This is a genomic window from Rickettsia endosymbiont of Orchestes rusci (assembly GCF_964030945.1).
Classification (GTDB): Bacteria; Pseudomonadota; Alphaproteobacteria; order Rickettsiales; family Rickettsiaceae; genus Rickettsia.
In genome coordinates this window covers 56,200-78,545 of sequence record NZ_CAXIQG010000003.1, presented here as the reverse complement: position 1 = coordinate 78,545, position 22,346 = coordinate 56,200, and the positions used below count along the sequence as shown (strand labels likewise).

Here is a 22,346-nt window from a genome sequence, read left to right as displayed (position 1 = left end):
AATGTTGATATTAAAAGGTTAATTAGGTAGTATATACCTGTTTTAGTTAATCATTTTTTCCTAAATTTCAAGGCTTGTTAATGAATATATACGCAATATATATTAACCATGAACAAAAAAGTAATAATTTTATTATTGTCAGAGAAGGATTTTCATGGATAGCCTTGCTTTTAAATGTTTTTTGGGCAGTTTATCATAAAATGTGGCTAGCTTTATTTTTAGTTATAATAATTAATATAATTATAACGACAATTAATATTCAAGGACTAGCATTTATTAGTAAATTAACTATAATGCTGATATTCGGTTTTTTTGCTTCCGATATAAGGGAATATGATTTACAACGAAAAAATTATCGATTGAGAGATGTGGTATTTGCCCAATCTGAAATAGATGCTGAATTAAAATTTCTAGAGCGCTCGGCTAATTGAGTATTTTTAGAAACGTCATTACGAAAATGCATTGTTACGTGGGATAACAACGGTCTCGATGTCATTCCCGCGTAGGCGGGAATCCAGAAAAATTATAGTCATCCTGAATTTATTTCAGGATATCTTTGTAATAGATGCGGCAAACTTGTTCAGCATGACAAAGAAAAGTCTGGATTCCCGTTTTCACGGGAATGACATCAAAAATTCTAGCCACGCAACAATGCCTCCTCGCAATGACGGTATTTTTTGTAACAATTAAGTAAAAAAATATAATATGTACGATGAAAAAAATATTTTTGCTAAAATTATCAATAAGGATATTCCGGCAAAAATAATTTATGAAGACGAAAAACTGTTAGCATTTAAAGATATAAATCCGGTAGCACCGGTGCATTTAATCGTTATTCCTAAACAAGAATATATTGATTACGATGATTTTATTGCTAAGGCTTCTTCTGAAGAAATAAAATATTTTTTTGCTAAAATTTCTGATATTGCAAAAGAAGCCGGCTTGAACGAATCGGGTTACCGGCTAGTAACTAATAAAGGGGAAAATGTGGGTCAGAGCATTTTTCACTTTCATTTTCACATTATAGGCGGAAAAAAAATTTCCGGTCTAATCGGTTAGAAGAATATGAACACAAAATATAACGTTGCCATAATAGGGGCTACCGGCAATGTTGGAAGAGAAACCCTTAGTATCTTAGCCGAGCGTTCTTTTCCTATTAATAAACTTTACGTTGTAGCGTCAAATAATTCTATGAACACCGAAATTAGTTTCGGCGACGATATAGTAAAAACAATTAGTTTAAATAATTTAGATTTCGGTGATGTTGATATTGCTTTTTTCTGTGCCGGCTCGGATATTTCAAAAGAATATATTCCTAAAGCTGTTGCTCAAAATTGTATAGTGATCGATAAATCTTCCTTTTTTAGACTTGACGCAGAAGTGCCTTTAATTGTTCCTGAAGCTAATTTATCAAAGTTAAAGGATTATTCGGTTAAAAATATTGTTGCTAACCCGAATTGTTGTACTATACCGCTGGCAGTAGTGCTAAAACCTTTAGATAACGAAGCAAAAATTAAAAGGATTATTATCTCTACCTATCAATCAGTGTCCGGTGCAGGTAAAGCCGGTATGGACGAGCTTTATAATCAAACTAAATCCAAATATACTTTCGGGGGAGTTGATGCAAAAACATTCCCCAAGCAAATAGCCTTTAACTTATTTCCTTATATAGGTCATTTTAATGAAGACGGCTATACAAGTGAAGAATCTAAAATTGCTCTTGAATTAAAAAAGATTATAGGAAATCATATAAGTACTAGCGTTACTTGTGTTCGAGTACCGGTATTTGTTGCTCATTCTATGGCAGTTAATATTGAATTTAATAGTAAAATGGATGCATTTGAAGCAGAAGAAATATTAAAAGAAGCCGACGGAATCATTACAATCTCTACGCTTAATGAAACACCGTATATTTCTCCTATTGAAGTAGTAGGCGAGGATTTAGTATATGTCAGCAGAATTAGAAACGACAATACGCAAGCAAACACTATAAATTTATGGGTCACATGCGATAATTTACGTAAAGGGGCTGCACTAAACGGCGTACAAATTGCTGAAGAATTAATTAAGAATTATTTACAATAAACAATTTTTTTGCTTTATCTTGTTAACTTTGTCTTTATAATGCTATGCTTACTATAATAACCTCCAACCATGTATAAGTTTTAGCTTAAAAACTTATACATAGTTCGCATTATAATATAGTTAATTGTTATTATAAATTTATTAATTCTAACTTAATTTTAAAAGATTTATAAAAAAGCTACCTAAACTTGAGATAAATACATGCATAAAAATAATGTTATAACTAACAAAAACCCTTTAATACAGGCACTAGACCAATGTAAAACGGCTTTTTGGATAGTTTTTTGGTTTGCTTTCGTAATTAATGTTTTAATGTTAATTACGCCGCTTTATTCTTTACAAGTTTTAGATAGAGTTCTTGGCAGCGGCAATTTATCAACTTTATTATTTTTATCGATAATAATAGCTTATATTTACTTTGTTTACGGGCTGTTACAAGTTGCAAGATCCTTTACCCTAATTAAAGTAGGAGAATGGCTTGATAGAACGGTAGCACCGGTAGTTTTTTCTATTTCTATTTCCGCAGCGGCAACCAGGTCTAATATGGGTTCTAGCCAGTTGCTTAGGGACTTCCAAACGGTTAAAACCTTTTTAACAAGTACCGGCATTAATACCTTATTCGATGCTCCTTGGAGTATTATCTATATTATAGTTATTTTTTTAATTCATCCGTATCTTGGAGCTATTACGGTTTTAGGAGCAGTTATTATAGTCTCGACTGCTTTTTTTAATGCGGCGGCTACTAATAAAACTCTCGGTGAAGCTACCGAATTTTCAATAAAAGGTATGACACAGGCAGATATCGCCAATAGAAATGCCGAAGTAGTTGAAGCTATGGGGATGATGAAAAACGTTACCGGCAATTGGCATAAATTCAATTTAGCAGCCTTAGACAAGCAATCGGTGGCTAGCTACCGTAACGGCGTAATCTCTAACTTTTCAAGATTTATTCGTAACGTTATGCAAATGGCGGTGACGGGCGTCGGGGCTTACGTTGTCGTCACCAGCGGCGGTAGAGACATGACGCCGGGAAATATGATTATGAGTTCGATAATAGTCGGCAGAGCATTGGCACCTTTCGATAACGCTATTGAATTATGGAAGAGTATGAGCGGCGCTCTTAAATCCTATAAAAATATTAACCAACTATTTTCGACATATACGTCAAGAGATGAAGCTATGCCGATCCCTAACGTCGAGGGACATCTCACGGTGGATAATATTTATTATGCTACCCCTATTCCAAGCCATTTACCGCAACCGCCCGTACCGAAATATATTTTAAAAGGAGTAAGCTTTGCCGTCCAGCCCGGAGAAATACTTGCAGTTATTGGACCTTCGGCGGCGGGAAAATCTACTTTAGCTAAGATTATAGTCGGAGTATGGAAGGCATTATCCGGTTCAGTGCGACTTGACGAGGCAGAAATTTACCGGTGGAATAGAGAAGATTTCGGTAATCATGTAGGATATTTACCGCAAGGGATAGAGCTTTTTAGCGGTAGTATTAAACAAAATATAGCCAGAATGCTTGAGAATCCCGATCCACAAAAAGTTATTGAAGCGGCAAAAATAGCCGGCGCTCATGAGATGATTTTAAGATTTTCCGACGGTTATGATTCCGATATCGGTGCCGGCGGCTCAAATCTTTCCGGCGGGCAAAGGCAGCGTCTAGGGCTAGCTAGAGCCTTTTACGGTAATCCAAAACTTATTATTTTAGATGAACCGAACGCTAACTTAGACGAAGCCGGCGAAGTAGCTTTAGCAAACGCCTTGAAACAAGCAAAAGCTAAAGGAATTGCCTGTGTGGTAATTTCTCATAGACCCTCGGTATTATCCGTGGTAGATAAAATTTTAATATTACAAGACGGCGCGGTAGCTGTTTACGGTGATCAGGAAGAAATCCAAAACCATTTTAAAACTCTAAAAGGCGGTACCATTCATATTAATGACTAGATTTTAAATATTATGCAAGAATCAAAAAACAATAAGCCTCAAATTACGCCGGAACAATTAAAGCAATTATTGTCTTTAAAAAGTGATGCAATGTTTGCTAAGGGTTCTAAACGTAAAATATTATCTAATAAAATACTTACCAGAATTTCTAAAATAATAGAATTTTTACTGATCAAACTTGATAGATTCGTTAATTTTATTACTAGAAAAACGGATAAGGATCGTAATAATGTGGTGCAAACTGCAAGATCACCGATTATTTTCGGCGTTTACGTAATAATTTTCTTAGTTTTAATCGGCGGCATGTGGGCAAGCTTTGCACCGTTAGATAGCGGAGCCGTCTCAGTCGGTATGGTAATGCCGACTACCAACAAAAAGACAATTCAACATCATGAAGGCGGAATTATTGCCGGTATCTTTGTGGCACAAGGTGACAAAGTTAAAGCCGGAGATAAATTAATCGAACTTGATGAAACTAAAATCAAAACCGAACATGAAAGTATCTTAAATCAATATAGAAACGCTTTAGTTACCGAAAACCGTTTAATTGCCGAACGGGATAATTTAGAACAAATTGAATTTGCAGACTTTTTAATGGAAGATATAAATATTTCCGAAGTGGCAAAAATAATTCATACGCAAGAAAATTTATTTAGGTCCAAAAAAGAAGTCTATAGGTCAGAAAAAAATGCACTACATCAAAGAATTGCACAGCTAGAGAAAAAAATCGAAGGGCTAGAAGCTAAAAAAATTGCTGCTAAAAAAACTGCGGAAGTATTGCAAGATCGGCTAAAAGCTGTCAAAACTTTAATGGAAAAAGGTTTTGCTCAGAAAGCAACTTTGCTGGAAATGGAAGCAAAAGAAGCTAATTCTAGAAGTGAAGTTGCCGGGACGGATAGCGAGATTGCCGGCACAAGGCATGCTATTACCGAAAGTGAAATTAGTATCATAAATTTACAAAATAAATATACCGAAAAAACATTAACCGAGCTTCGAGAAGCGCAAGTACAGGTGGCACATCTTAGAGAAAAATTTACTTCCCTTACCGATTCGCTTAATCGTATCGTGATAAAGTCACCGGTTGACGGGGTTATTAATGTCTTAAACTACCACACGATAGGCGGATTTATTAGCCCGGGGCAACCTATTTTAGAGATTTCACCGACTAATGATTCTTTAATAATAGAGGCGAAAGTGTCTCAAAAAAATATTGATGCCGTGCATGAAGGGCTAGTAGCTAAAATACGTTTTAGTGCGTTTAAATCAAGAACGACGCCGTTATTTACCGGCAAAGTGGTAAAAATCTCACCCGATATTGTGCAAGATCGGAATCAAAATCCCGCTCAACCTGATAATTATTATATTGCACGCATTGAAATTGATATGGACGAGTTCAATAAGATTGCTAAATCTAGGAAATTAGAGTTACATCCGGGCATGCAAGCCGAGGTACAAATCGTAACAGGTACTAAAACGCTTCTAAGATATTTACTTGATCCCGTAATCGATACTGCTTTTAAAGCTTTTAGAGAAAAGTAATATATGACGATTTCGGCAATCAACTATGAAAACCACCCTGCCCAAACGCTCTATCGGTGTTCAAAATAGACTGGATTATGCAGTCCATCAAATTTTAGAAGTTGCAAGAGAGCAAATTGTGATGATTATCCTGTTCGGCTCTTATGCAAGAGGAGCATTGTTGTATGGCTTGATAAAAGCGGCAGTATGTCATTCTAGCTAAAAGCGGGAATCCAGAAAAAAGTATAAAAGTCATCCTGAATTTATTTCAGGATCTACTAAAAAAGATGCGCAAAACTTGTTCAGCATGACAAGAAAAAGTCTGGATTTCCGCTTTTAGCTAGAATGACATCGAAAATTCGAGCCATGCAACAACGCCCTCTTATGCATGAGGCGATTGGGTACAAGATATAGCCAACGGTTATCATAGTGATTTAGATATTTTAATCATACTAAAAAAAGATAAATATAAAGGTCATGCTATTTTAGGTGTAGAATCTAAGATAGAAAAAAAAATTAGAACAGGTTGTTAAATCTTGCTATTAAGTTTTTTGAAAATATCTTGCACTTTTAAAAGGTTATTTATATTATGAGTCTTCAGTAATTTTGAAAATTTTTGAGCCAGTATGGAAATATTTTTTTTAGCAATATTTTTTATGTCCACTTATAGCATCTTGTTTTATTGCAACATATCTGACTAAAAATATAATTACTCCTTGGATCAAAATAACTTGTTGGATATGTATATGTGTAATAAACATATTTATAATATGGGTTATTATAAGTTACACTCCTATGGCAGCAATTTTCAGAAGGTAAGTTTATATTTCTTTTTTTGTAACCAAATTATAAATTCTATAACGAGTAAATTAGGCATAAAACCTAACCAGGCCTCTATAATATAAAGCTTATAAGGACTTATAATTAGGGTAGTAGAAAGAATAGCATGCCAAGCTCTAAGAGTAATTGCTGAAAATGTTAGCGCATAGCTACGCATCATATTAAATTTATGTGCAATAAATTTTTTTTCACGCACATTAATGAATGCTTTGTATGTAAAAACAAACCATAGAAAATCAAGCAAAACAAATGCTATCTTGCCTAGTAAGCCACCATTAGCATATATCGCCAAAATCATCCCAACCGGAAAATTAATGACTAAAATAGTCACAACATAAATTTTACCAAAAATACGATGTAATCTTATGAATCTTTTAAGAAAATCTTTTGAAAATTGAGAAAATCCAGCAAAAAGAGTAATTATTGCAGAAAATACATGAATATAAAAAGCAGTTTTCCATATTTTGTTATCTATATATTCTTTTTTAAAAAGTAAAAACTGTACATCATTTTCAAAAGAGCTATAACCTAAAATTATATTCAACATTAAAACACATGAAATACACATAACTGCGTAAATAAAAAAAATCTTAATAATAAATATTATATTTTTTAGCGTATTATCAGTACAACCTATTTTCATGTATCCCTCTTTAAATTTAATAATATTATACATAACTATGATCAAAGATACTGTCAAGTTAAGTGAGGGGTGTTGTATTAGATATAAGAAGATTCTGAAATAAATCAATTTCCTTGGATTGCCGCGTCGCTTACAACTTCGGCGTTGCCCGCGTGGCTCGAATTTTCGATGTCATTCCCGCGCAGGCGGGGCGTTGTTGTATGGCTACCAGAATCGTCATGGCGAGGCGCCTCTTGGCGCCGTGGCCAGTAAGTATAAACATATTTTTATACTAAACTTGTTTAGTATTCTAATTAAATCCCTCATTATATTCGGGATAACCTGGATGGCCACAGCCACTTCGTGGCTTCGCCATGACGGATTTTTATTAATTTTTGAGCCATGTAACAACGCCCGCCTTCGGGGCGGGAATGACATCGAGAACGTTTTAAAACCATCCATGCAACACCGCCAATGCCTCCTCGCAATGACTTTTGAAATTTGGATGCTTCCTATAAATATAAATCACTATTCATTTCCCGTAACCTTGATACGGTGCGCTTAAACTCCTCTCGTCTAGCTGCTCCTTGATATATTTTTTCCGGCTGATCTTCGAGAGTCATAAATAATAATATTTTATAAAAATAAGCATTATCGATGAAATTGATGAATCTAACGGCTATATCGGTGTTATCCGGTCGGATGATTTGGACATTCTCAACTATGATAATATTGAACTTTCGGCAGATATTAACGTAATCTATATAACTAACTTCTCCGGTAAATAATTCATCAAAATTAGTAAGTAATATATTTTTATGAGCTTTTTTAAATGATAAAACCCGACCAAAAACCTCAATATCGTGAGGTAAAAAATCACCGTTGCCGATATCTAAAACAACTTGCTTTAATTTATTTTTGTTCTCTGAAGTTAAAGGATAAGTTATCCTTTCAGTAGTTGCTTCTAAAGCTTTGTCAAATCTATAATCATGATCATTATCCAATTGCATAATGTAAAATTCGGCATATATTTTATCAATAAAAGGTAAAAATGACTCTCTTTGCAAGCCGTCTTTATAAAGATTATCGGGTCTTGTATTACTCGTTACAAAAATAAATACCTCTTGTTTGATTAATTCCGCAAGCAAACTACCTATGATCATCGCATCGGTGATATCTTTAATTTCAAACTCATCAATACAAAGTATCTTAGTTTTTTTTGCATAATTTTTGGCTATTTTAGGGAAGATATTATTCTTTGCTTCCTTTTCTTCTTGTAATTTATGAATATTCTGATGTATTTCCTGCATAAAATTTTGATAATGAATCATAATTTTAGGTAAGTTTAGCAGCTCATAAAATGATTGCATCAACATAGTCTTACCCGTACCGACAGGACCGTATAAATAAATACCGCTTTTTAGATTATTTTTATTGAAGATATTAAATAAGCCCTTAGGTTTATTAAGCTTAGCTACTAGAATTTTTAATTTTTCTAATAAAGCAGTTTGTTTTATATCTAATATTAATGAAGGATACAAGTTTAAAGTCATCCAAAATATTTTTTCTCTAATTTGTTATATGTTTTTTCCAAAATCGGTAAGTACAATTTAATATTTTCAAAAACTCGTTTTGCATCTTCATATTTATAAACATGAGAAGTATTATTGCGCTCATCAAGCATTTTTAACCATATTTCTTCATTATCAATAATACTAAATTGAAAAGCTTTACTTAAAACATCTCTTGGAGTAGTACTGTCAATTTTTTCGTAAGTAAGTATTTTTTTTAAAACCTTCCAAAATAGTTCAATAACGAATTCAAATCTTTTTATAGAAGCATCTAATACATAATCATTTTTATCTACTTTAGAACTTTCTATAACATTATGTAATCTGGTAATTGCTGGCCCTAGTGTGTGGAAATAATCTTTCCAAAATATTTTTTCCATTAAAACATCTCCTTTTTATAAAGAATTTTTTTAAATTGAATGATATTTTGTTTAAGTTTATCATCGTCATTTAATGTATCAAATCGTATACAGTCTATTTTTAAAAGCGTATCTGCATTATCTATTATATTTAAAATTTTGTGCCAATCACCTTCGCTTGCAGTAGGACAAATAATAGCAATATCAATATCGGAACGCTGAGTATTATCTCCTCTTGCACGCGATCCAAAAAGCCAAATTTCCTTTATAAAAGGTAATTTAGTTAAATTCGTTAAAAAAGAATATTGCATTGTATTGTTTATATTAGTAGCTCTAGGCGTTGTTGCATGGTTACCAGAATCGTCATTGCGAGCAAAAGGCTTTGTTGCATGACTCTAAAAAAGTGCCGTATGTCATTCCCGCTTAGCATATAAAAGCGTTGCATCGCCATAGCTAAAAAACCGCATCTTTTCTTTTATAGCATATTTATATAAATTATGCATCTCTTCAAAACCGGCAAAAGCACAAGTAAGTATGAACAAAGTAGATTTAGGGAAATGGAAATTGGTAAGCAGCATATCGACCATCTGAAACTTATAGCCGGGTTTAATAAAAATGTCTGTTTCAAAATTACCTGCTACAGCATAATCCATTAAGATATGGACAGATTATAACAAACAGCATCAAAAAAATGTTCGAAGTCTTTTGCAGTTTTTCTAATTTGATTTTTTAATTTAAACCAATAATGCTCAATTGGATTTAAATCAGGAGAGTAAGTAGGTAAAAATAAAATACTACAACCTACAGATTCTATTAGCTCTTTGACCTTGGAATTCTTATGGAAATTAATATTATCCATAACAACCACTTGACCTTGTTTTAATTCTTTGATCAAAAAATCTTCAACATAACTCTTAAAAATTAGTGTATCACAAGTCCCTTCAAAAACTATTGGAGCTATTATTTTACCATTGCAAAGCCCTGCTATCATACTTACTCTTGTTTTATGTTGGTAAATTTTCTTATCGTAATATCTTTTACCTTTTAGGCTATAACCGTACTACAAGCATGCATTGTCTTCTATTCCGGATTCATCCATAAACACTAAATCTTCTTTTGAAATAGTTTTGATTCTAGCTATAAAATCATTCCTTGCTCCATCGTCCCTTTTGGGGTGCGTAAAAGTTTTTTTTATAACTATATCCTAGTGCTTTTATACCTCGCCAAATTGTCGTTGCTGACCATTTATTTGATATTTTTGCTAATTCTTTTAGGCTTTTATCGGCATTATTATCTATAAATTCCTTAAACTCCGGCATATTTGTTAGCTTTTTATTATGACCTTTTTGATAGCCTACTCTCGGCTGAATATCTCCTTCTTTCTTTTGAATAGCTTGCCATTTGTATAATGTTTGCCTAGATATATTTAATAACTCCTTAACTTTACTTACTGACTTAACTTTATCTATTAACTCTAATGCTTTTGTTCTTAGTTCGTATGGATATGCTCGGACCATCTCTTTCCTTTTTCGCACATAGATTTACTTATTTTATGCTACTTGTCAATACCTTAATGGATTATGCTATACTACTTTATTATTTATACATGAACTCTCTAAAGTTCTTAAACTAGTAGTACCAACGGCAATAATACGCCGCCCTTCTTGTTTTGCTTTATTGATTATTTCAGCCGTTTCAGAACTTATTGAACAATATTCCGTATGCATTTTATGCTCATTAATATTTTCAGACTTAACGGGCAAAAAAGTCCCTGCTCCGACATGTAAGGTTAAAAAGGCAGTTTGCACACCTTTTGCTTTAATTTGTTTAAGTATTTCATCCGTAAAATGCAAACCGGCAGTCGGCGCTGCTACCGATCCTTTGACTTTACTATAAACTGTTTGATATCTGTCGTTGTCTAGTACGTCGTCATTTCCGCATAAGCGGGAATCTATTTTTAATTTTTCTGGATACCCGCTTTCGCGGGTATGACATAAAGGAGTATTAACCTGAAGCTTATCACGCTTAATATAAAGCGGCAAAGGCATTTCGCCGTATTTATCCAAAAATTTAAATATACTCTTCTGATTTGAGTATATTTCTTTATCCAGCTCAAACTTAACCTCTATTTCGCCCATTGTTAGCTTTTTAGAAATAATTACTTTATGATTATCAAAAAAAAATTCATCTCCTTCATATAATTTGCGTGCCGGCTTTGCAAAGGCTGACCAACTATTATCTGATAATATCTTGTTAAGATTTACGGTAATTTTCTTGTCGTTTTTTGTAAGAGATAATTTAGCTTTTATTACTTTACTATTATTGAAAACTAATAAGTCACCCGGTAATAAATAATCAATTATATTATAAAATTTGGTTTTTATCGGACCGTTTTTTCCTGCCACTAATAAATTTGAGTTGTCGCGCTTTTCGCTAGGCGTTTGCGCTATCAATTCCGGCGGCAAATTAAAATCAAAATCAGATAGTTTCATTAAACCTCGCTGTCATCTAGTTGCTTGACCACGGCATCCCAAAACAAAAAGTCATGCTGAACTTGTTTCAGCATCTCTATAATAGATCCTGAAATAAATTCAGGATGACGACAAGACTGGATACCGTGGTCAAGCCCTCTAGTGTACGAACGTTTAAATAAAGAGGTAAAAATTCTGTCATTCCGTGGCTACGACCACGGAATCCAGCTTATAATATCATAAAAAGACTCTAAAATAAGTCTAATATGGCTTTATTTTCCTGGATGCCGTGATCAAGTCACGGCATGACACAGCCTTTTTTCAACGTTCGTACAGTAGTGGGGCAAGCCACGGTATGACAGTAATATAGCTCATACTATCAACCCCTTTACTTGTGAATTCCACAGCCTTTGATAGAGTTCACTGTTTTTTAACAATTCCGTATGTGAGTTATCGTCAACTATACTACCTTCATTAAACACTAAAATCCTGTCCATGTGCAATAAAGTAGATAATCTATGGGCAATAACGATCACGGTTTTATTGCTCATTAAATAACGCAGAGAATCTTGAATTAAATTCTCGGTTTCGCTATCTAAACTACTGGTAGCTTCGTCAAGAATTAATATAGGAGCATTCTTTAATATTGCTCTGGCTATTATGATTCTTTGCCTTTGTCCTCCGGATAGATTATTACCGCGCTCCCCGCACATAGTATCATAGCCTTCAGGTAAATTCATTATAAAATCATGAATGTGAGCAGCTTTTGCAGCAATTATAACCTCCTCAATATCGGCATCTTTTTTGCCGTATTTAATATTTTCTATAATTGTTCTGTGAAATAAAATCGGCTCTTGCGGGATGACGCTAATCGCTTTCCGAAGAGAATCTTGCGTTACGTTCCGGATGTTTTGACCGTCAATCAAAATCATCCCCTCCTCTATATCGTGCAACCTAGTAATTAAACTTACAAAAGTTGTTTTACCTGAGCCGGAAAACCCTACCAGTCCTACTTTTTGCCTGCTTGGAATTAGTACCGATTTATTTTGAAATAAGTTATTATTGCGATAATAATTAAAACTAACATTTTTAAATTCTATTTGTCCTTTATCTACATTTAAAGGTGTAGCATTTTCAATATCGGTGATAATATGCGGTGCCATTAAAGATAATCCTTGATTAAATGCACCGATTTGTTCAAACATATCGCCGATTTCTTGCGTTAACTCCCAAATATCATCGGAAACACTTACACAAAGCGTTAAGACAAGTACACAATCCCCGATGGTAATAGATAATTGCGAGCGGAGCGATGATAAATAATAAATCATTATAAAAATCATTATTGAGCAAGACAGACCTAATACATAGCGTAATTTGAACATAAAAAACTGCATAGTCTGTTCGTCGGCAACGGCATTTTCTATTCTGGTTTCTAAATGGTGACGTTCAAATTTATGCGAGGTGAACATCCTAACCGCACTAATATTAGTAATAGCGTCAACAATACTACCTGAGACTAGCGATTGACTTCTTGCATAATTTATTGAATATTTATTAATTTTACTTGAAAAGAACATGCTAATGCCGAAGAAAACGGAAATCCATATTATGAAGATAGTGGCAGTTATGTAATGCACCGAATATAAAGCAATAAGAGCAAAAACAATAATTGCTATCTTACGAATAATTTTCTCGCCCAATATTGAAATAATCATCTCGAAAGACCTAGCAGTTTCGGTAATACGATTACTAATATGTCCGGCTAAATTATCTTGAAAAAATTTATGACTATGATACTGAGTGTAATCATAAAGCTCGTCTAGGATTTTACCTTTTATATAAGGCATGGTTTTAAGATAAAGATAATCATATACACGATATGTAATATTAATTGCCTCCCACCAAAGACCGTAAGTTACTGCCCAGAAGATCATAGAAGATACAAGATTATTTGCACGTTCATCGCCGAAAGACTCAATTAAGTCAATAATCTTTTGTAATAATATGCTATCAACGGCCGGTATCATACCAAATATTACGCAGCTTACGGCTAGTAGAATAATTTGTATCTTCTTGAATTTTAGAAAATAACAGCCTAAACTCATTGTAGATTTAGAAAGATTTGGAGTTTCCGTCACAATATATGTCCTATAATTTATAATTTGCAAATAGAATAATAAACAAACCTTGCTTCTTTTTGTAAATAATGCTACAAAAAATGGATAAAATAACCTTAAATCATTAGAAATGAAAGAAAAAGAATTGTCTTCTAATCTTTTAGAAACTCAAGAAAAATCATTAAAAAATAACGATTCGCCTTTTTTTGATGTAAAATATATTTGTCAGGCAAGTTCGTTAATTACCGAATCGATACGAAGAGGGTTTGACGTAACCCAACTGCCTAATGGTGATGTTAATGTAACGGAAGTAAGAATCGTAAATGTTCATTATAGCTGGGATCCTGTAAAAGAAAAATTTATAAAAACCGGTCAAAATGAGTATAATCATATCAAAAACGACTAATTAAAGCAAATATAATATGGAATTTGATCAAGTATTATTATCAAGGATACAATTCGCTTTTACTATAAGTTTTCATATAATTTTTCCGGCATTCACTATCGGGCTTGCTAGTTGGTTGGCTGTCGTGGAAGAATTATGGCTAAAAACAAAAAATAACATTTATCAAGAAATATATAAATTTTGGGTAAAAATTTTTGCCGTTACTTTCGGTATGGGAGTAGTCTCCGGTGTGGTAATGTCTTATCAATTCGGTACTAACTGGTCGGGTTTTTCGGACAAAGTCGGTAACGTACTCGGTCCTTTATTAGGCTTTGAAGTTCTTACGGCTTTTTTTCTTGAGTCCTCTTTTCTCGGTATTATGCTATTCGGCTTTAACAAAGTTAGCAAAAAAATGCATTTTATAGCTACTTTAATTGTAGCGATCGGCACGGTTATTTCGGCCTTTTGGATTCTGTCCGCTAATAGTTGGATGCACACCCCGACCGGCTTTAGATTAAGCGAAGACGGTTTTTTCTATCCTTTAAATTGGTTAGAAATTATTTTCAATCCTTCTTTCCCTTACCGCTTCTTGCACATGCTTACCGCTTCATATCTTACTACTTCTTTTGTCATTGGCGGTGTAGGTTGTTGGTATCTACTAAATAATCGCTATAAAGAGCATGCTAAAATTATGCTTTTTATGGCGGTGTTAATGGCATTATTCGTTGCTCCTATCCAGCTTTTTATCGGCGATCGGCACGGTTTAAATACGCTGCAATATCAGCCTACAAAAATAGCTGCTATGGAAGGAATTTGGGAAACGGGTGAAGGAGTGGGGTTTAATCTTATCGGCTGGCCGGACGAAAAGGCAGAGGAAACGAAATATGCTATTGAAATACCGAAAGCCGCTAGTTTAATATTAACCCATAGCCTTAACGGCAAGATACAAGGTTTAAAAGAGTGGAGAAAAGATCAGCGTCCACCGGTTGCTATAGTATTTTGGAGCTTTCGCGTAATGATCGGCATCGGTTTTTTAATGATATTTACCGGTATTATCGGCTTATGTCTTTATTTACGTAAAAAATTATTTACTACCAAATGGTTTCAATATTGGTATATAGCAATGGCTCCCTCCGGCTTTATAGCAGTACTAGCGGGCTGGTTTGTTACCGAAATCGGTAGGCAACCTTATATTGTTTATAATATTCTTAGAACATCGGAAGTAGTATCGCCCGTGCTTGGGGAGTATGTATTTATTTCTCTTATTGCCTTTATACTGGTTTATGCCGTGGTGTTCGGTTCCGGATTATATTATATCATGCATTTGATTATTAAAGGGGTAGAAGTGATAGACAGTAAGGAAATGTACGGTGAGCATAGCTTGAATAATCCATTGTAATGGATATATTAAAAGTTAATTTGTTCATATTAACTTTCTGGATTCCCGTTTTCGCGGGAATGACATCGAAAATTCGAGCCATGCGACAACATCAGTCAAGTCATATACAGCATAAATTTTAACATAAATAAATAAAACCCTAACCGAAGTTAGAATAAATTTTATTCTAACTTCGTCTCCTTGACAAAGCAGCTAAATAACTATAATTTCTTTCCTTCTATAATTATCACATTTTTTTATATGACCACTAAAGTAAAAATTCAAAAACTCTCGAATTTCACAAGCTTATTGCCTAGTTATGCAACGGAACATAGTGCAGGTATGGATTTATTTGCCGCAAATATAGAACCTGTTGCTATCAAAGCAGGGGAAATAGTATTAATATCCACCGGTATTGCTATAGCTTTGCCTTTTTCATTTGAAGCTCAAATAAGACCACGCTCTGGACTTGCTGCTAAACACGGTATTACGGTTGCTAATTCTCCAGGCACTATTGATGCTGATTACCGCGGTGAAATAAAAGTTATTTTAATTAATTTAAGTAAGCAAGATTTTATTATTGAACGAGGCATGAGAATTGCTCAAATAGTAATTGCTAAATATGAGCAAATATCATGGGAAGAAAGCGATTCTCTGGAGGAAACGGCGCGAGGCTTAAATGGGTTTGGTTCTACCGGTCACTTATAACTTGTTGTGTGGAACGTTAAACGTCATTGCGAGAAGCTGTAGGCGTTGTTGCATGGCTCGAATTTTCGATGTCATTCCCGAAAGGCGTTGTTGCATGGATACCGGAATCGTCATTGCGAGGAGGCATTTATGCCGACGCGGCAATCAAGTATAAACATATTTTTATGCTAAACTATGTTTAGCATTCTAATTAAATCCCTCTTTACATTCGGGATAGCCTGGATTGCCACAGCCACTTCGTGGCTTCGCAATGACGGGTTTTTATTAATTTTCGAGCCATGCAACAATGCTCACAATGACGTTTTGGGTATCCACACAACAATACTTTTTTCGCAATGACTTTTTAGTAGCCAATAACTAAACTAACTAATAGTTATTAAACTTTCATTTTAAGCCATTCAGCAACGCTATTGGTATCGTTTGCATAGATCAACTATAATTATTCATTAGATAATTAAATTCTGCACCGTAAATGAAAATCATATTGATAATATAAAAAAATATTAGCGTAACTATTATGCTGCCCAAAGATCCGTACATTATGTTTAATTGATTATAATATACAATATAAGTAGAAAGTAAGTAGCCGCTTATTATCCATAATATTACCGTTAAAAAAGCACCGGGAAATACATCGACAAAATTTAGTTTTATATTAGGTAATATATAATATAGCGAAGAAGCTCCGAGGAATAGTAAAGCTAAAATTAAAGCATATCTTATAAAATTTAAAGTATTTTTATGTTGGTCAATAACTTCTAATATTACCGGAATTTTTGTAAGTATTATCGGGATAAAAACTAAAAGAAACATCGTAAGGGTAATTAATATACTTATTATAAGAAATTGTATAATGCTAAGTAATCTTCTTCTTATATAAGGCGGAGGAGATTTTATTTCATATACGCGGTTTAATATTGTTCTAAGGCACTCGACAAATGATGAAGCCGTCCAGACGCTACCTACCACCGCAAGAGTCATAAGGCTTTGAGGAGGAGCGCTTAATAATTCTTTTATTCTTTTTTGAATTGATTCGGTTGCTTGCTCAGGCATGCTTTCTAGAAAAATTTGTATAAAATTTTGTCCAAGTTCCGAAGCGCCCAAAAAACTTGTAAGAGCTAATAAAAATACTAAAAAGGGGAAAATAGATAAGAGTATCATAAACGACATATAACCGGAATGTTCAATCCCGTCGTGTTCTATGGTTCTGAAAAACGCATAATAAAGGCAGCTAACAATTTTACTCATTAAAGATTTTTTATTTTAGTATACAACTTGGAAAGCATACAAAGTTTTATAGTAAAGTGCAAAGTGATATTAAAAATATATATATTTAAATTATTATAGGTATAAAAAACCACGTTTCTGTTTTTTTAAATTATCTTTTAGTAAAATTTTAAAATTCTTCTTGCTTAAGACTTATAACTCTATATAATACCGGAAATTAAAAAATTTTTATAAGTTGCAATTATTTATATTTTTCAGTAGAAAATAATTTTTAACAACTAGCTGATTTGTTAAAATATAAAGCAGCTACAATTTTTATTAACTTGATCTCTATCTGCGATATTTACGTGATATTTTTACCATATATTTTTATAAAAATATTTTTAAATATTATCGTCAAAAATTAAGTTATTTTTAAACGAATACTAATATACTGCTAAAGTACAAATTTAATAAGAAATATTTTAAATTTATTATAATTTTTTTTTATTTTTAGGTTTCATTTCAAATATATTAAAACATACTTAAGAAATATTTAATAAATAATTACAAAAAGCTTAAAAATTGTTATTTTATAGTTGTATGTAATATTAAAATATGGTACAATTTCCACTCATAATTGTATAACATTTATAAATACTGGATTTTTAGTAATCAGTATTTTTACAACACGCAATAATTGACAATTTTGTTAGAAAAACAATTACTATAACAGTAAACAATAATTAATCAGGGAGATAATAATGGTAAGAAAAAATGACTTCATACAAAAAATTGATGATTTTATCGGAAAAAAGATTTATTCCTTGCGCCTTGCAAAAGGTTTGTCTCGTCAACAACTTGCAGAAGTGATAGATGTTACCCATCAACAACTACAAAAATACGAAAAAGCAATTAACAGGATTTCAGTCGGTAGATTAGTATTTATTGCAAAAGCTTTAGATAGAAATATTGATTATTTTTTTGACGGCTTAGATGAAGCCGATAACCCGCAACCTATTCATACTCAACATCAACGTATGTGTATTGAAGTTTCAAGAAATTTTATGAAAATTGATAGTACGGAACAACAAGCAATTAACAATTTAGTAAAGTGTTTGGCTAACAAAAAGAAAATAAAAGAAAAATTATAAACTTGAAAGCTTTTAAAACCGATATCATCCCTGCGCAGGCATTGGGGTTTGGATAGTTAAAAGCACCTTCGATGTCATTCCTAGCTAAAGGCAGGAATCCAGGCTTTCTTTTGTCATGCTGAAACAAGTTCAGCATGACAAAAACTAGATTGCCACAGCCACTTCGTGGCTTCGCAATGACGGGTTTTTTATTAATTTTAGAGCCATGCACGCCGCGCGAAGGGGCGTTGTTGCATGGCTCTAAAAAAGTGCCGTATGTCATTCTAGCTAAAAGCGGGAATCTAGAAAAAAAATAGTCATCCTGAATTTATTTCAGGATCTATTAATGAGATGCTGAACCAAGTTCAGCATGACAAAGAAAAGTCTAGATTCCCGTTTTTATGGGAATGACATAGAAGAGTGCGGGAAAATGAGCTGTATTTTCACTCCCTCGAAATCAATAAAGTACCAACCGGTATGTCCATGCCTCGTAAAAATTCCTCAGTTATTAGCGATCTCTTGCTCTCTTGTTGTAGCTTTTTAATTATCAATATACCGCTGCCGCAAGCTACTTCTAATTTTTTACTAATGACCGTACCGGCTGGAAAATCATGAGGTTGGTCTAGATAATCCGCCTCAAGAATTTTGATAATTTTATCTTTATAACTAAAATATACTCCGGGCCATGGGTTCATTCCGCGGATTTTACAATCTATTTGATAAGCGGTTTCTTCCCAATTAATTTTTCCTTCTTCTTTAGTAAGTTTATACGCATAACTTACGCCTTTGTCAATTTGAGGAACAGGCGGCAAATTATCTATTTCATCTAATGTTTTAATTAAAAGTTCGGCTCCCATAACAGCACATTTATTATGCAACTCCTCTAACGTCATTCTCGCCGGTATATCAAAATTTTGTTTTACTATTATATCGCCGGTATCAAGTCCCTCATTCATTCGTATAATACATACGGCACTTATCTTATCGCCGCAGATAATAGTACGCTGCAAAGGCGCAGCCCCACGATGCCTTGGCAAATCAGACGGGTGAATATTTAAACAACCGTATTTCTTAGCATTTAAAATTGCCGTCGGAACTATAAAACCGTAAGCTACTACTATTATTATATCGGCTTCTATAGAATTGATAAGGTTAGTTACTTCATCTGATTTTAATGTGACAGGAGTATAAACAGGTATTTGATGCTGCAGAGCTAATTGATGTACAGGGGATTTTATCTCGTGAAGCCGCCTGCCCTTAGCCTTTGGTCTTTGCGTAAAAACGCTAACTAGGCGGTGGTTATTAGAGGCTATAAGTTTTTCAAGGGCGGGCAGCGCAAAGGCAGGCGTCCCCATGAGGATTATTTTCACACTATATTATTTTTAAGTTTTCGGAGTTTTCTTAGCGCAACATCTCTTTTTAGACTACTTAAATAGTCGATCATTAATTTACCTTCTAAATGATCATATTCATGCTGGATAACTCTTGCTAGCCAGTCATTCGCCTCAAGCTCTTGCGGATTATTATAATAATCTAAATATTTTATTTTTACGGATTCAGGTCGTGTTATTTCATATCTTTGCTCAGGAACAGAAATACAACCTTCTTTAGCGGTTACTAATTCTGCTGATTTTTCTATTATTTCAGGATTTACTATAAAAAGAGGATAAAAATTTGCAGGTCTTGGCACTTCATCGTGATCTTTTATATCAATTACCAAAATCCTCTTCAAAGCACCAACCTGTACCGCAGCAAGACCGGAGCCATCCTCATGATACATAGTTTCCACCATATCATCCATGAATTTTTGAGTTTCTTTAGTAATTAGCTCTACCGGCAAAGATTTTTGCTTTAATCTATTATCCGGAGCCGTTACTATCGGTAATATCGACATAAATACCTTAGCTTAATATTTATATATTATACTATAAAATAGTGAATATGTAAATACTCGCAAAACGGCTAGAAATATTTATGAATTATTAAGGGGGGAATAAGTGATTTATTGATTATTTTGCGGCGGAGTTGTCTCTCCTATAGGCTCGACGTCAACGACAAGCCAGTCTTCTTCTTCCCTAATAGTAAAATTATTACTACCCGGTTGCTCACTTACTAAATCATTAACATACTTAGTAATAGTATCTGCAATACAAACTACAATACCGGAAGCAGCTCCGGTTGCACTTCTTACTGTACGTGCAAGACCATAAGAAAAAAAATCTAACATTTGAAATTTATTTTTTATATTATAAATAACTTAACACACGGAAATTGAATTATTATTTATATCCCCTATCGGCAATACTTCTTCCATGGTACAATTTTGTAAATCCGAATATGCTAAGGGATATTGATTTATCAACACTAAACTGCCATATTCATGCTCATCAAATAATACAACATCTTTCCCTGTAGATTTTACAGCTTTAAACTGAGCATTGTCCTTATCATTTCTTAATATCGGTTGAGTTCCATTCCAACCCTCTACTGCATAAACAAGCTTATCTAAATCAGCAAAATTATGAAGCTTATGTTGATTGATTTGCTCCATTATACTTGTAATACCTAAATAATCAGCACTTGTTTGAACTATAGAGCCGATTGTATTATACAAATATTCGCCCCATCCCAAAAATCCTGAAGCCTTCGGTGTTTTTTGCTCTTCTACTATATTATTTTTTACTTGCGGAAGAACTAAATTTACTTCTCCCAAGTGATTATTAGTAGTATTGATAAAATTAGGTTTTGCATTATATATTACGGAATGCTTAGCTAATTCTTCTATTGAAGCCTTAACTTCACCCGTAAATAGCTTGTCTTGAATAGCATATTTTACTACTTCACTTGAGCCGGGACTATCAAAAGTTGTCGATTTATCAAACTTGAAATTACGCGAATATAACTCCACCGCTGTCAAATCTGATACAATCGCCCCTAGAGAATGCCCGCTAGTGCTAAAAGTATAATTTTGTACTGCTTCTTCGCTATTTTCTTCTTTGGCGATTTTTACAATTATTTCATCAATAAATTCTTTAACCGAGGCTAGTTTATTAGGAGTATAATGAAAAGTAATTAATACATCATCCCATAAATCATACTTATCAGCTTTTGTTCCTGCACTAGCAATATGAATTTCTTTAGTCTGCTTATTAATAAACGCTACGGCTTTATAACCATACTGTGAAGTATTCAACTCCCTTGATGCGGCAAGTATTTCAAAACCGCTACCGACTAACTCTTTACCGTCTATTTCTAAAGCCTTTGCTAAATATTTCTCTGAATCGGCACTATTATAGGCAAGATTTATTGCTGAGTGAGCAAGTTTACTAGAACTTATAGATTTATTAGGAATCTCCGTTAAAGAAACTAGTTCTATATCCTCTAAATTTATGTCTGTAGCAGTATCTAAACTTATTAGGTTTCCACTCATAAAAATATACCCTAAATTAATTTAGGCAAAATATACTAACATTTCATCTAAAAGTCAAGTATTATTTAATTTTTATTAATTAATTATAAAAAACAAAGTAAATTAGTGTTTATAAGTTACCTTACTTCTCCGGCATTGTTGCATGGCTCAAATTTTCGATGTCATTCTAGCTAAAAGCGGGAATCCAGTCTTACTTGTGTCATGCTGAACTTGTTTCAGCATCTTTTTGAGTAGATCCTGAAATAAATTCAGGATGACTTTTTGGTTTTTTTCTGGATTCCCGCCTTTAGCTAGAATGACATACTGCTGCTTTTATCGAGCCATGCAACAAGGTCTACTTATCCACCCACAGACCTTTTTCATTTTTATGATATTTTTTTTCGACTGCTGCCCAAGCTACTTTATGCGCTACTGTTTCTCTTGAATCATTACCGCGTCTTTTTTCAGGTGATTTATATTCTTCAAAAGCATGGTTAAAAGCTTCTCGATAAATATCTTGAGCATGGGCAGGAAGATGATTTTTAACTGTTTCAGGTAGGCTATCGTTATTTTTGTACGGCATAAATT

The 22,346-nt window shown here is 33.6% G+C and carries 28 protein-coding genes and 3 pseudogenes; 14 read left to right on the top strand and 17 right to left on the bottom strand.

Translation table 11 applies throughout. From position 1 onward, the window contains the following. The first annotated feature begins 80 nt into the window (after positions 1-80). The 7 genes from AAHM91_RS03500 to AAHM91_RS03470 all read left to right on the top strand — a co-directional run bounded on the left by AAHM91_RS03500 (position 81) and on the right by AAHM91_RS03470 (position 5,779). Positions 81-431: a DUF2628 domain-containing protein gene (locus AAHM91_RS03500; protein WP_253307561.1), complete on the top strand. Its 351-nt coding sequence runs from the start codon at positions 81-83 to the stop codon at positions 429-431. Between the two features lie 58 nt (positions 432-489). Beyond that, entirely contained in the window at positions 490-690 is a 201-nt protein-coding gene (locus tag AAHM91_RS03495; RefSeq protein WP_342269887.1) for a hypothetical protein, read from the top strand. A gap of 15 nt (positions 691-705) precedes the next feature. Then, positions 706-1,059: a histidine triad nucleotide-binding protein gene (locus tag AAHM91_RS03490; protein ID WP_253307560.1), complete on the top strand. Its 354-nt coding sequence runs from the start codon at positions 706-708 to the stop codon at positions 1,057-1,059. A 6-nt stretch (positions 1,060-1,065) separates the two neighbouring features. Then, a complete protein-coding gene (asd, locus tag AAHM91_RS03485; RefSeq protein ID WP_253307559.1) occupies positions 1,066-2,085 on the top strand; it encodes an aspartate-semialdehyde dehydrogenase in 1,020 nt (339 codons plus the stop codon). 201 nt (positions 2,086-2,286) lie between these two features. Beyond that, positions 2,287-4,038 carry a type I secretion system permease/ATPase gene (locus AAHM91_RS03480; protein WP_342269886.1) on the top strand — a complete coding sequence of 584 codons (1,752 nt, stop codon included), beginning with the start codon at positions 2,287-2,289 and terminating at the stop codon, positions 4,036-4,038. A gap of 12 nt (positions 4,039-4,050) precedes the next feature. Then, positions 4,051-5,577 (top strand): HlyD family type I secretion periplasmic adaptor subunit, encoded by a 1,527-nt coding sequence (locus AAHM91_RS03475; protein ID WP_342269885.1) that lies wholly within the window; start codon positions 4,051-4,053, stop codon positions 5,575-5,577. 25 nt (positions 5,578-5,602) lie between these two features. Further along, positions 5,603-5,779 carry a nucleotidyltransferase family protein gene (locus AAHM91_RS03470; RefSeq protein WP_342269884.1) on the top strand — a complete coding sequence of 59 codons (177 nt, stop codon included), beginning with the start codon at positions 5,603-5,605 and terminating at the stop codon, positions 5,777-5,779. 79 nt (positions 5,780-5,858) lie between these two features. Here AAHM91_RS03470 and AAHM91_RS03465 read toward each other — a convergent pair whose 3' ends face one another. From AAHM91_RS03465 to AAHM91_RS03440, 6 genes are all read right to left on the bottom strand, one after another. Continuing rightward, positions 5,859-5,984 (bottom strand): hypothetical protein, encoded by a 126-nt coding sequence (locus tag AAHM91_RS03465; protein ID WP_342269883.1) that lies wholly within the window; start codon positions 5,982-5,984, stop codon positions 5,859-5,861. Between the two features lie 380 nt (positions 5,985-6,364). Continuing rightward, complete coding sequence (locus AAHM91_RS03460; RefSeq protein ID WP_342256992.1) at positions 6,365-7,072, bottom strand: DUF2306 domain-containing protein; 708 nt, start codon at positions 7,070-7,072, stop codon at positions 6,365-6,367. A 183-nt stretch (positions 7,073-7,255) separates the two neighbouring features. Next, a complete protein-coding gene (locus tag AAHM91_RS03455; protein WP_341792751.1) occupies positions 7,256-7,480 on the bottom strand; it encodes a hypothetical protein in 225 nt (74 codons plus the stop codon). A 50-nt stretch (positions 7,481-7,530) separates the two neighbouring features. After that, the gene (zapE, locus tag AAHM91_RS03450) at positions 7,531-8,571 is read right to left on the bottom strand and encodes a cell division protein ZapE (protein WP_342269882.1); all 1,041 of its coding nucleotides are present in this window, start codon (positions 8,569-8,571) and stop codon (positions 7,531-7,533) included. Continuing rightward, positions 8,568-8,969 (bottom strand): HI0074 family nucleotidyltransferase substrate-binding subunit, encoded by a 402-nt coding sequence (locus AAHM91_RS03445; protein WP_342269881.1) that lies wholly within the window; start codon positions 8,967-8,969, stop codon positions 8,568-8,570. Before AAHM91_RS03445 ends, zapE begins: the two co-directional genes overlap by 4 nt. Then, positions 8,969-9,259 carry a nucleotidyltransferase domain-containing protein gene (locus AAHM91_RS03440; protein WP_342269880.1) on the bottom strand — a complete coding sequence of 97 codons (291 nt, stop codon included), beginning with the start codon at positions 9,257-9,259 and terminating at the stop codon, positions 8,969-8,971. The genes AAHM91_RS03445 and AAHM91_RS03440 overlap by 1 nt, the downstream gene beginning before the upstream one ends. Between AAHM91_RS03440 and AAHM91_RS03435 the strand changes: the two genes are divergently transcribed. Further along, the gene (locus AAHM91_RS03435) at positions 9,254-9,382 is read left to right on the top strand and encodes a hypothetical protein (RefSeq protein WP_342269879.1); all 129 of its coding nucleotides are present in this window, start codon (positions 9,254-9,256) and stop codon (positions 9,380-9,382) included. The two genes, AAHM91_RS03440 and AAHM91_RS03435, sit on opposite strands and share 6 nt — an antisense overlap. Here AAHM91_RS03435 and AAHM91_RS03430 read toward each other — a convergent pair. The 4 genes and pseudogenes from AAHM91_RS03430 to AAHM91_RS03415 form a co-directional block, all read right to left on the bottom strand. After that, positions 9,362-9,586: pseudogene (locus tag AAHM91_RS03430) on the bottom strand (S-adenosylmethionine:tRNA ribosyltransferase-isomerase); the annotation flags it as partial. The gene AAHM91_RS03435 and the pseudogene AAHM91_RS03430 sit on opposite strands and share 21 nt — an antisense overlap. Positions 9,587-9,600: 14 nt before the next feature. Then, positions 9,601-10,465: pseudogene (locus tag AAHM91_RS03425) on the bottom strand (IS630 family transposase). Between the two features lie 69 nt (positions 10,466-10,534). Then, positions 10,535-11,440, bottom strand: a pseudogene (locus AAHM91_RS03420) (S-adenosylmethionine:tRNA ribosyltransferase-isomerase); the annotation flags it as partial. A gap of 350 nt (positions 11,441-11,790) precedes the next feature. After that, entirely contained in the window at positions 11,791-13,527 is a 1,737-nt protein-coding gene (locus tag AAHM91_RS03415; protein WP_410526092.1) for an ABC transporter ATP-binding protein, read from the bottom strand. A 142-nt stretch (positions 13,528-13,669) separates the two neighbouring features. Here AAHM91_RS03415 and AAHM91_RS03410 point away from each other — a divergent pair, with 142 nt between their 5' ends. The 4 genes from AAHM91_RS03410 to dut all read left to right on the top strand — a co-directional run bounded on the left by AAHM91_RS03410 (position 13,670) and on the right by dut (position 16,010). Next, positions 13,670-13,945, top strand: coding sequence for a DUF2671 domain-containing protein (locus tag AAHM91_RS03410; RefSeq protein WP_253307551.1), 276 nt, complete (start codon positions 13,670-13,672; stop codon positions 13,943-13,945). A gap of 16 nt (positions 13,946-13,961) precedes the next feature. Continuing rightward, positions 13,962-15,323: a cytochrome ubiquinol oxidase subunit I gene (locus AAHM91_RS03405; RefSeq protein ID WP_342269878.1), complete on the top strand. Its 1,362-nt coding sequence runs from the start codon at positions 13,962-13,964 to the stop codon at positions 15,321-15,323. After that, the gene (locus tag AAHM91_RS03400; protein WP_342269877.1) at positions 15,323-15,445 is read left to right on the top strand and encodes a hypothetical protein; all 123 of its coding nucleotides are present in this window, start codon (positions 15,323-15,325) and stop codon (positions 15,443-15,445) included. Before AAHM91_RS03405 ends, AAHM91_RS03400 begins: the two co-directional genes overlap by 1 nt. 118 nt (positions 15,446-15,563) lie before the next feature. Next, positions 15,564-16,010: a dUTP diphosphatase gene (dut, locus tag AAHM91_RS03395; protein ID WP_342269897.1), complete on the top strand. Its 447-nt coding sequence runs from the start codon at positions 15,564-15,566 to the stop codon at positions 16,008-16,010. A gap of 429 nt (positions 16,011-16,439) precedes the next feature. On the opposite strand, the gene AAHM91_RS03390 is transcribed toward dut, so the two are convergent. Then, the gene (locus tag AAHM91_RS03390) at positions 16,440-17,258 is read right to left on the bottom strand and encodes a YihY/virulence factor BrkB family protein (protein WP_253307548.1); all 819 of its coding nucleotides are present in this window, start codon (positions 17,256-17,258) and stop codon (positions 16,440-16,442) included. A 722-nt stretch (positions 17,259-17,980) separates the two neighbouring features. On the opposite strand from AAHM91_RS03390, the gene AAHM91_RS03385 reads away from it, so the two are divergent. Beyond that, entirely contained in the window at positions 17,981-18,370 is a 390-nt protein-coding gene (locus AAHM91_RS03385) for a helix-turn-helix domain-containing protein (protein ID WP_253307547.1), read from the top strand. Here the strand turns inward: AAHM91_RS03385 and AAHM91_RS03380 are convergent. Further along, positions 18,339-18,506, bottom strand: coding sequence for a hypothetical protein (locus tag AAHM91_RS03380; RefSeq protein ID WP_342269876.1), 168 nt, complete (start codon positions 18,504-18,506; stop codon positions 18,339-18,341). The two genes, AAHM91_RS03385 and AAHM91_RS03380, sit on opposite strands and share 32 nt — an antisense overlap. On the opposite strand from AAHM91_RS03380, the gene AAHM91_RS03375 reads away from it, so the two are divergent. Then, positions 18,505-18,666, top strand: a complete 162-nt coding sequence (locus AAHM91_RS03375; protein WP_342269875.1) for a hypothetical protein — start codon at positions 18,505-18,507, stop codon at positions 18,664-18,666. The genes AAHM91_RS03380 and AAHM91_RS03375 overlap by 2 nt on opposite strands. A 126-nt stretch (positions 18,667-18,792) precedes the next feature. Here the strand turns inward: AAHM91_RS03375 and fmt are convergent, their stop codons facing one another. The 5 genes from fmt to AAHM91_RS03350 form a co-directional block, all read right to left on the bottom strand. After that, complete coding sequence (fmt, locus tag AAHM91_RS03370; RefSeq protein WP_342269874.1) at positions 18,793-19,719, bottom strand: methionyl-tRNA formyltransferase; 927 nt, start codon at positions 19,717-19,719, stop codon at positions 18,793-18,795. Beyond that, entirely contained in the window at positions 19,716-20,243 is a 528-nt protein-coding gene (gene def / locus AAHM91_RS03365) for a peptide deformylase (RefSeq protein ID WP_342269873.1), read from the bottom strand. Before def ends, fmt begins: the two co-directional genes overlap by 4 nt. 108 nt (positions 20,244-20,351) lie before the next feature. Further along, positions 20,352-20,576 carry a hypothetical protein gene (locus AAHM91_RS03360; protein WP_342269872.1) on the bottom strand — a complete coding sequence of 75 codons (225 nt, stop codon included), beginning with the start codon at positions 20,574-20,576 and terminating at the stop codon, positions 20,352-20,354. 30 nt (positions 20,577-20,606) lie between these two features. After that, positions 20,607-21,779 (bottom strand): hypothetical protein, encoded by a 1,173-nt coding sequence (locus AAHM91_RS03355; RefSeq protein ID WP_341792763.1) that lies wholly within the window; start codon positions 21,777-21,779, stop codon positions 20,607-20,609. A gap of 334 nt (positions 21,780-22,113) precedes the next feature. Beyond that, entirely contained in the window at positions 22,114-22,341 is a 228-nt protein-coding gene (locus AAHM91_RS03350; RefSeq protein WP_342269871.1) for a ChaB family protein, read from the bottom strand. Positions 22,342-22,346 lie beyond the last annotated feature (5 nt).

Bases quoted from the DNA above. Each gene is read 5' to 3' on its own strand.
- AAHM91_RS03500 (WP_253307561.1), top strand. From the start codon at position 81: ATGAATATATACGCAATATATATTAACCATGAACAAAAAAGTAATAAT.
- AAHM91_RS03480 (WP_342269886.1), top strand. From the start codon at position 2,287: ATGCATAAAAATAATGTTATAACTAACAAAAACCCTTTAATACAGGCA.
- AAHM91_RS03440 (WP_342269880.1), bottom strand. From the start codon at position 9,259: ATGCAATATTCTTTTTTAACGAATTTAACTAAATTACCTTTTATAAAG.
- asd (WP_253307559.1), top strand. From the start codon at position 1,066: ATGAACACAAAATATAACGTTGCCATAATAGGGGCTACCGGCAATGTT.
- AAHM91_RS03410 (WP_253307551.1), top strand. From the start codon at position 13,670: ATGAAAGAAAAAGAATTGTCTTCTAATCTTTTAGAAACTCAAGAAAAA.
- AAHM91_RS03445 (WP_342269881.1), bottom strand. From the start codon at position 8,969: ATGGAAAAAATATTTTGGAAAGATTATTTCCACACACTAGGGCCAGCA.
- AAHM91_RS03490 (WP_253307560.1), top strand. From the start codon at position 706: ATGTACGATGAAAAAAATATTTTTGCTAAAATTATCAATAAGGATATT.
- AAHM91_RS03460 (WP_342256992.1), bottom strand. From the start codon at position 7,072: ATGTATAATATTATTAAATTTAAAGAGGGATACATGAAAATAGGTTGT.
- AAHM91_RS03455 (WP_341792751.1), bottom strand. From the start codon at position 7,480: ATGGATGGTTTTAAAACGTTCTCGATGTCATTCCCGCCCCGAAGGCGG.
- AAHM91_RS03380 (WP_342269876.1), bottom strand. From the start codon at position 18,506: ATGCTGAACTTGTTTCAGCATGACAAAAGAAAGCCTGGATTCCTGCCT.
- zapE (WP_342269882.1), bottom strand. From the start codon at position 8,571: ATGACTTTAAACTTGTATCCTTCATTAATATTAGATATAAAACAAACT.
- AAHM91_RS03470 (WP_342269884.1), top strand. From the start codon at position 5,603: ATGAAAACCACCCTGCCCAAACGCTCTATCGGTGTTCAAAATAGACTG.
- def (WP_342269873.1), bottom strand. From the start codon at position 20,243: ATGTCGATATTACCGATAGTAACGGCTCCGGATAATAGATTAAAGCAA.
- AAHM91_RS03385 (WP_253307547.1), top strand. From the start codon at position 17,981: ATGGTAAGAAAAAATGACTTCATACAAAAAATTGATGATTTTATCGGA.
- AAHM91_RS03375 (WP_342269875.1), top strand. From the start codon at position 18,505: ATGACAAAAACTAGATTGCCACAGCCACTTCGTGGCTTCGCAATGACG.
- AAHM91_RS03415 (WP_410526092.1), bottom strand. From the start codon at position 13,527: ATGAGTTTAGGCTGTTATTTTCTAAAATTCAAGAAGATACAAATTATT.
- AAHM91_RS03355 (WP_341792763.1), bottom strand. From the start codon at position 21,779: ATGAGTGGAAACCTAATAAGTTTAGATACTGCTACAGACATAAATTTA.
- AAHM91_RS03390 (WP_253307548.1), bottom strand. From the start codon at position 17,258: ATGAGTAAAATTGTTAGCTGCCTTTATTATGCGTTTTTCAGAACCATA.
- AAHM91_RS03475 (WP_342269885.1), top strand. From the start codon at position 4,051: ATGCAAGAATCAAAAAACAATAAGCCTCAAATTACGCCGGAACAATTA.
- AAHM91_RS03350 (WP_342269871.1), bottom strand. From the start codon at position 22,341: ATGCCGTACAAAAATAACGATAGCCTACCTGAAACAGTTAAAAATCAT.
- AAHM91_RS03495 (WP_342269887.1), top strand. From the start codon at position 490: ATGTCATTCCCGCGTAGGCGGGAATCCAGAAAAATTATAGTCATCCTG.
- AAHM91_RS03405 (WP_342269878.1), top strand. From the start codon at position 13,962: ATGGAATTTGATCAAGTATTATTATCAAGGATACAATTCGCTTTTACT.
- dut (WP_342269897.1), top strand. From the start codon at position 15,564: ATGACCACTAAAGTAAAAATTCAAAAACTCTCGAATTTCACAAGCTTA.
- AAHM91_RS03360 (WP_342269872.1), bottom strand. From the start codon at position 20,576: ATGTTAGATTTTTTTTCTTATGGTCTTGCACGTACAGTAAGAAGTGCA.
- AAHM91_RS03465 (WP_342269883.1), bottom strand. From the start codon at position 5,984: ATGATAACCGTTGGCTATATCTTGTACCCAATCGCCTCATGCATAAGA.
- AAHM91_RS03400 (WP_342269877.1), top strand. From the start codon at position 15,323: ATGGATATATTAAAAGTTAATTTGTTCATATTAACTTTCTGGATTCCC.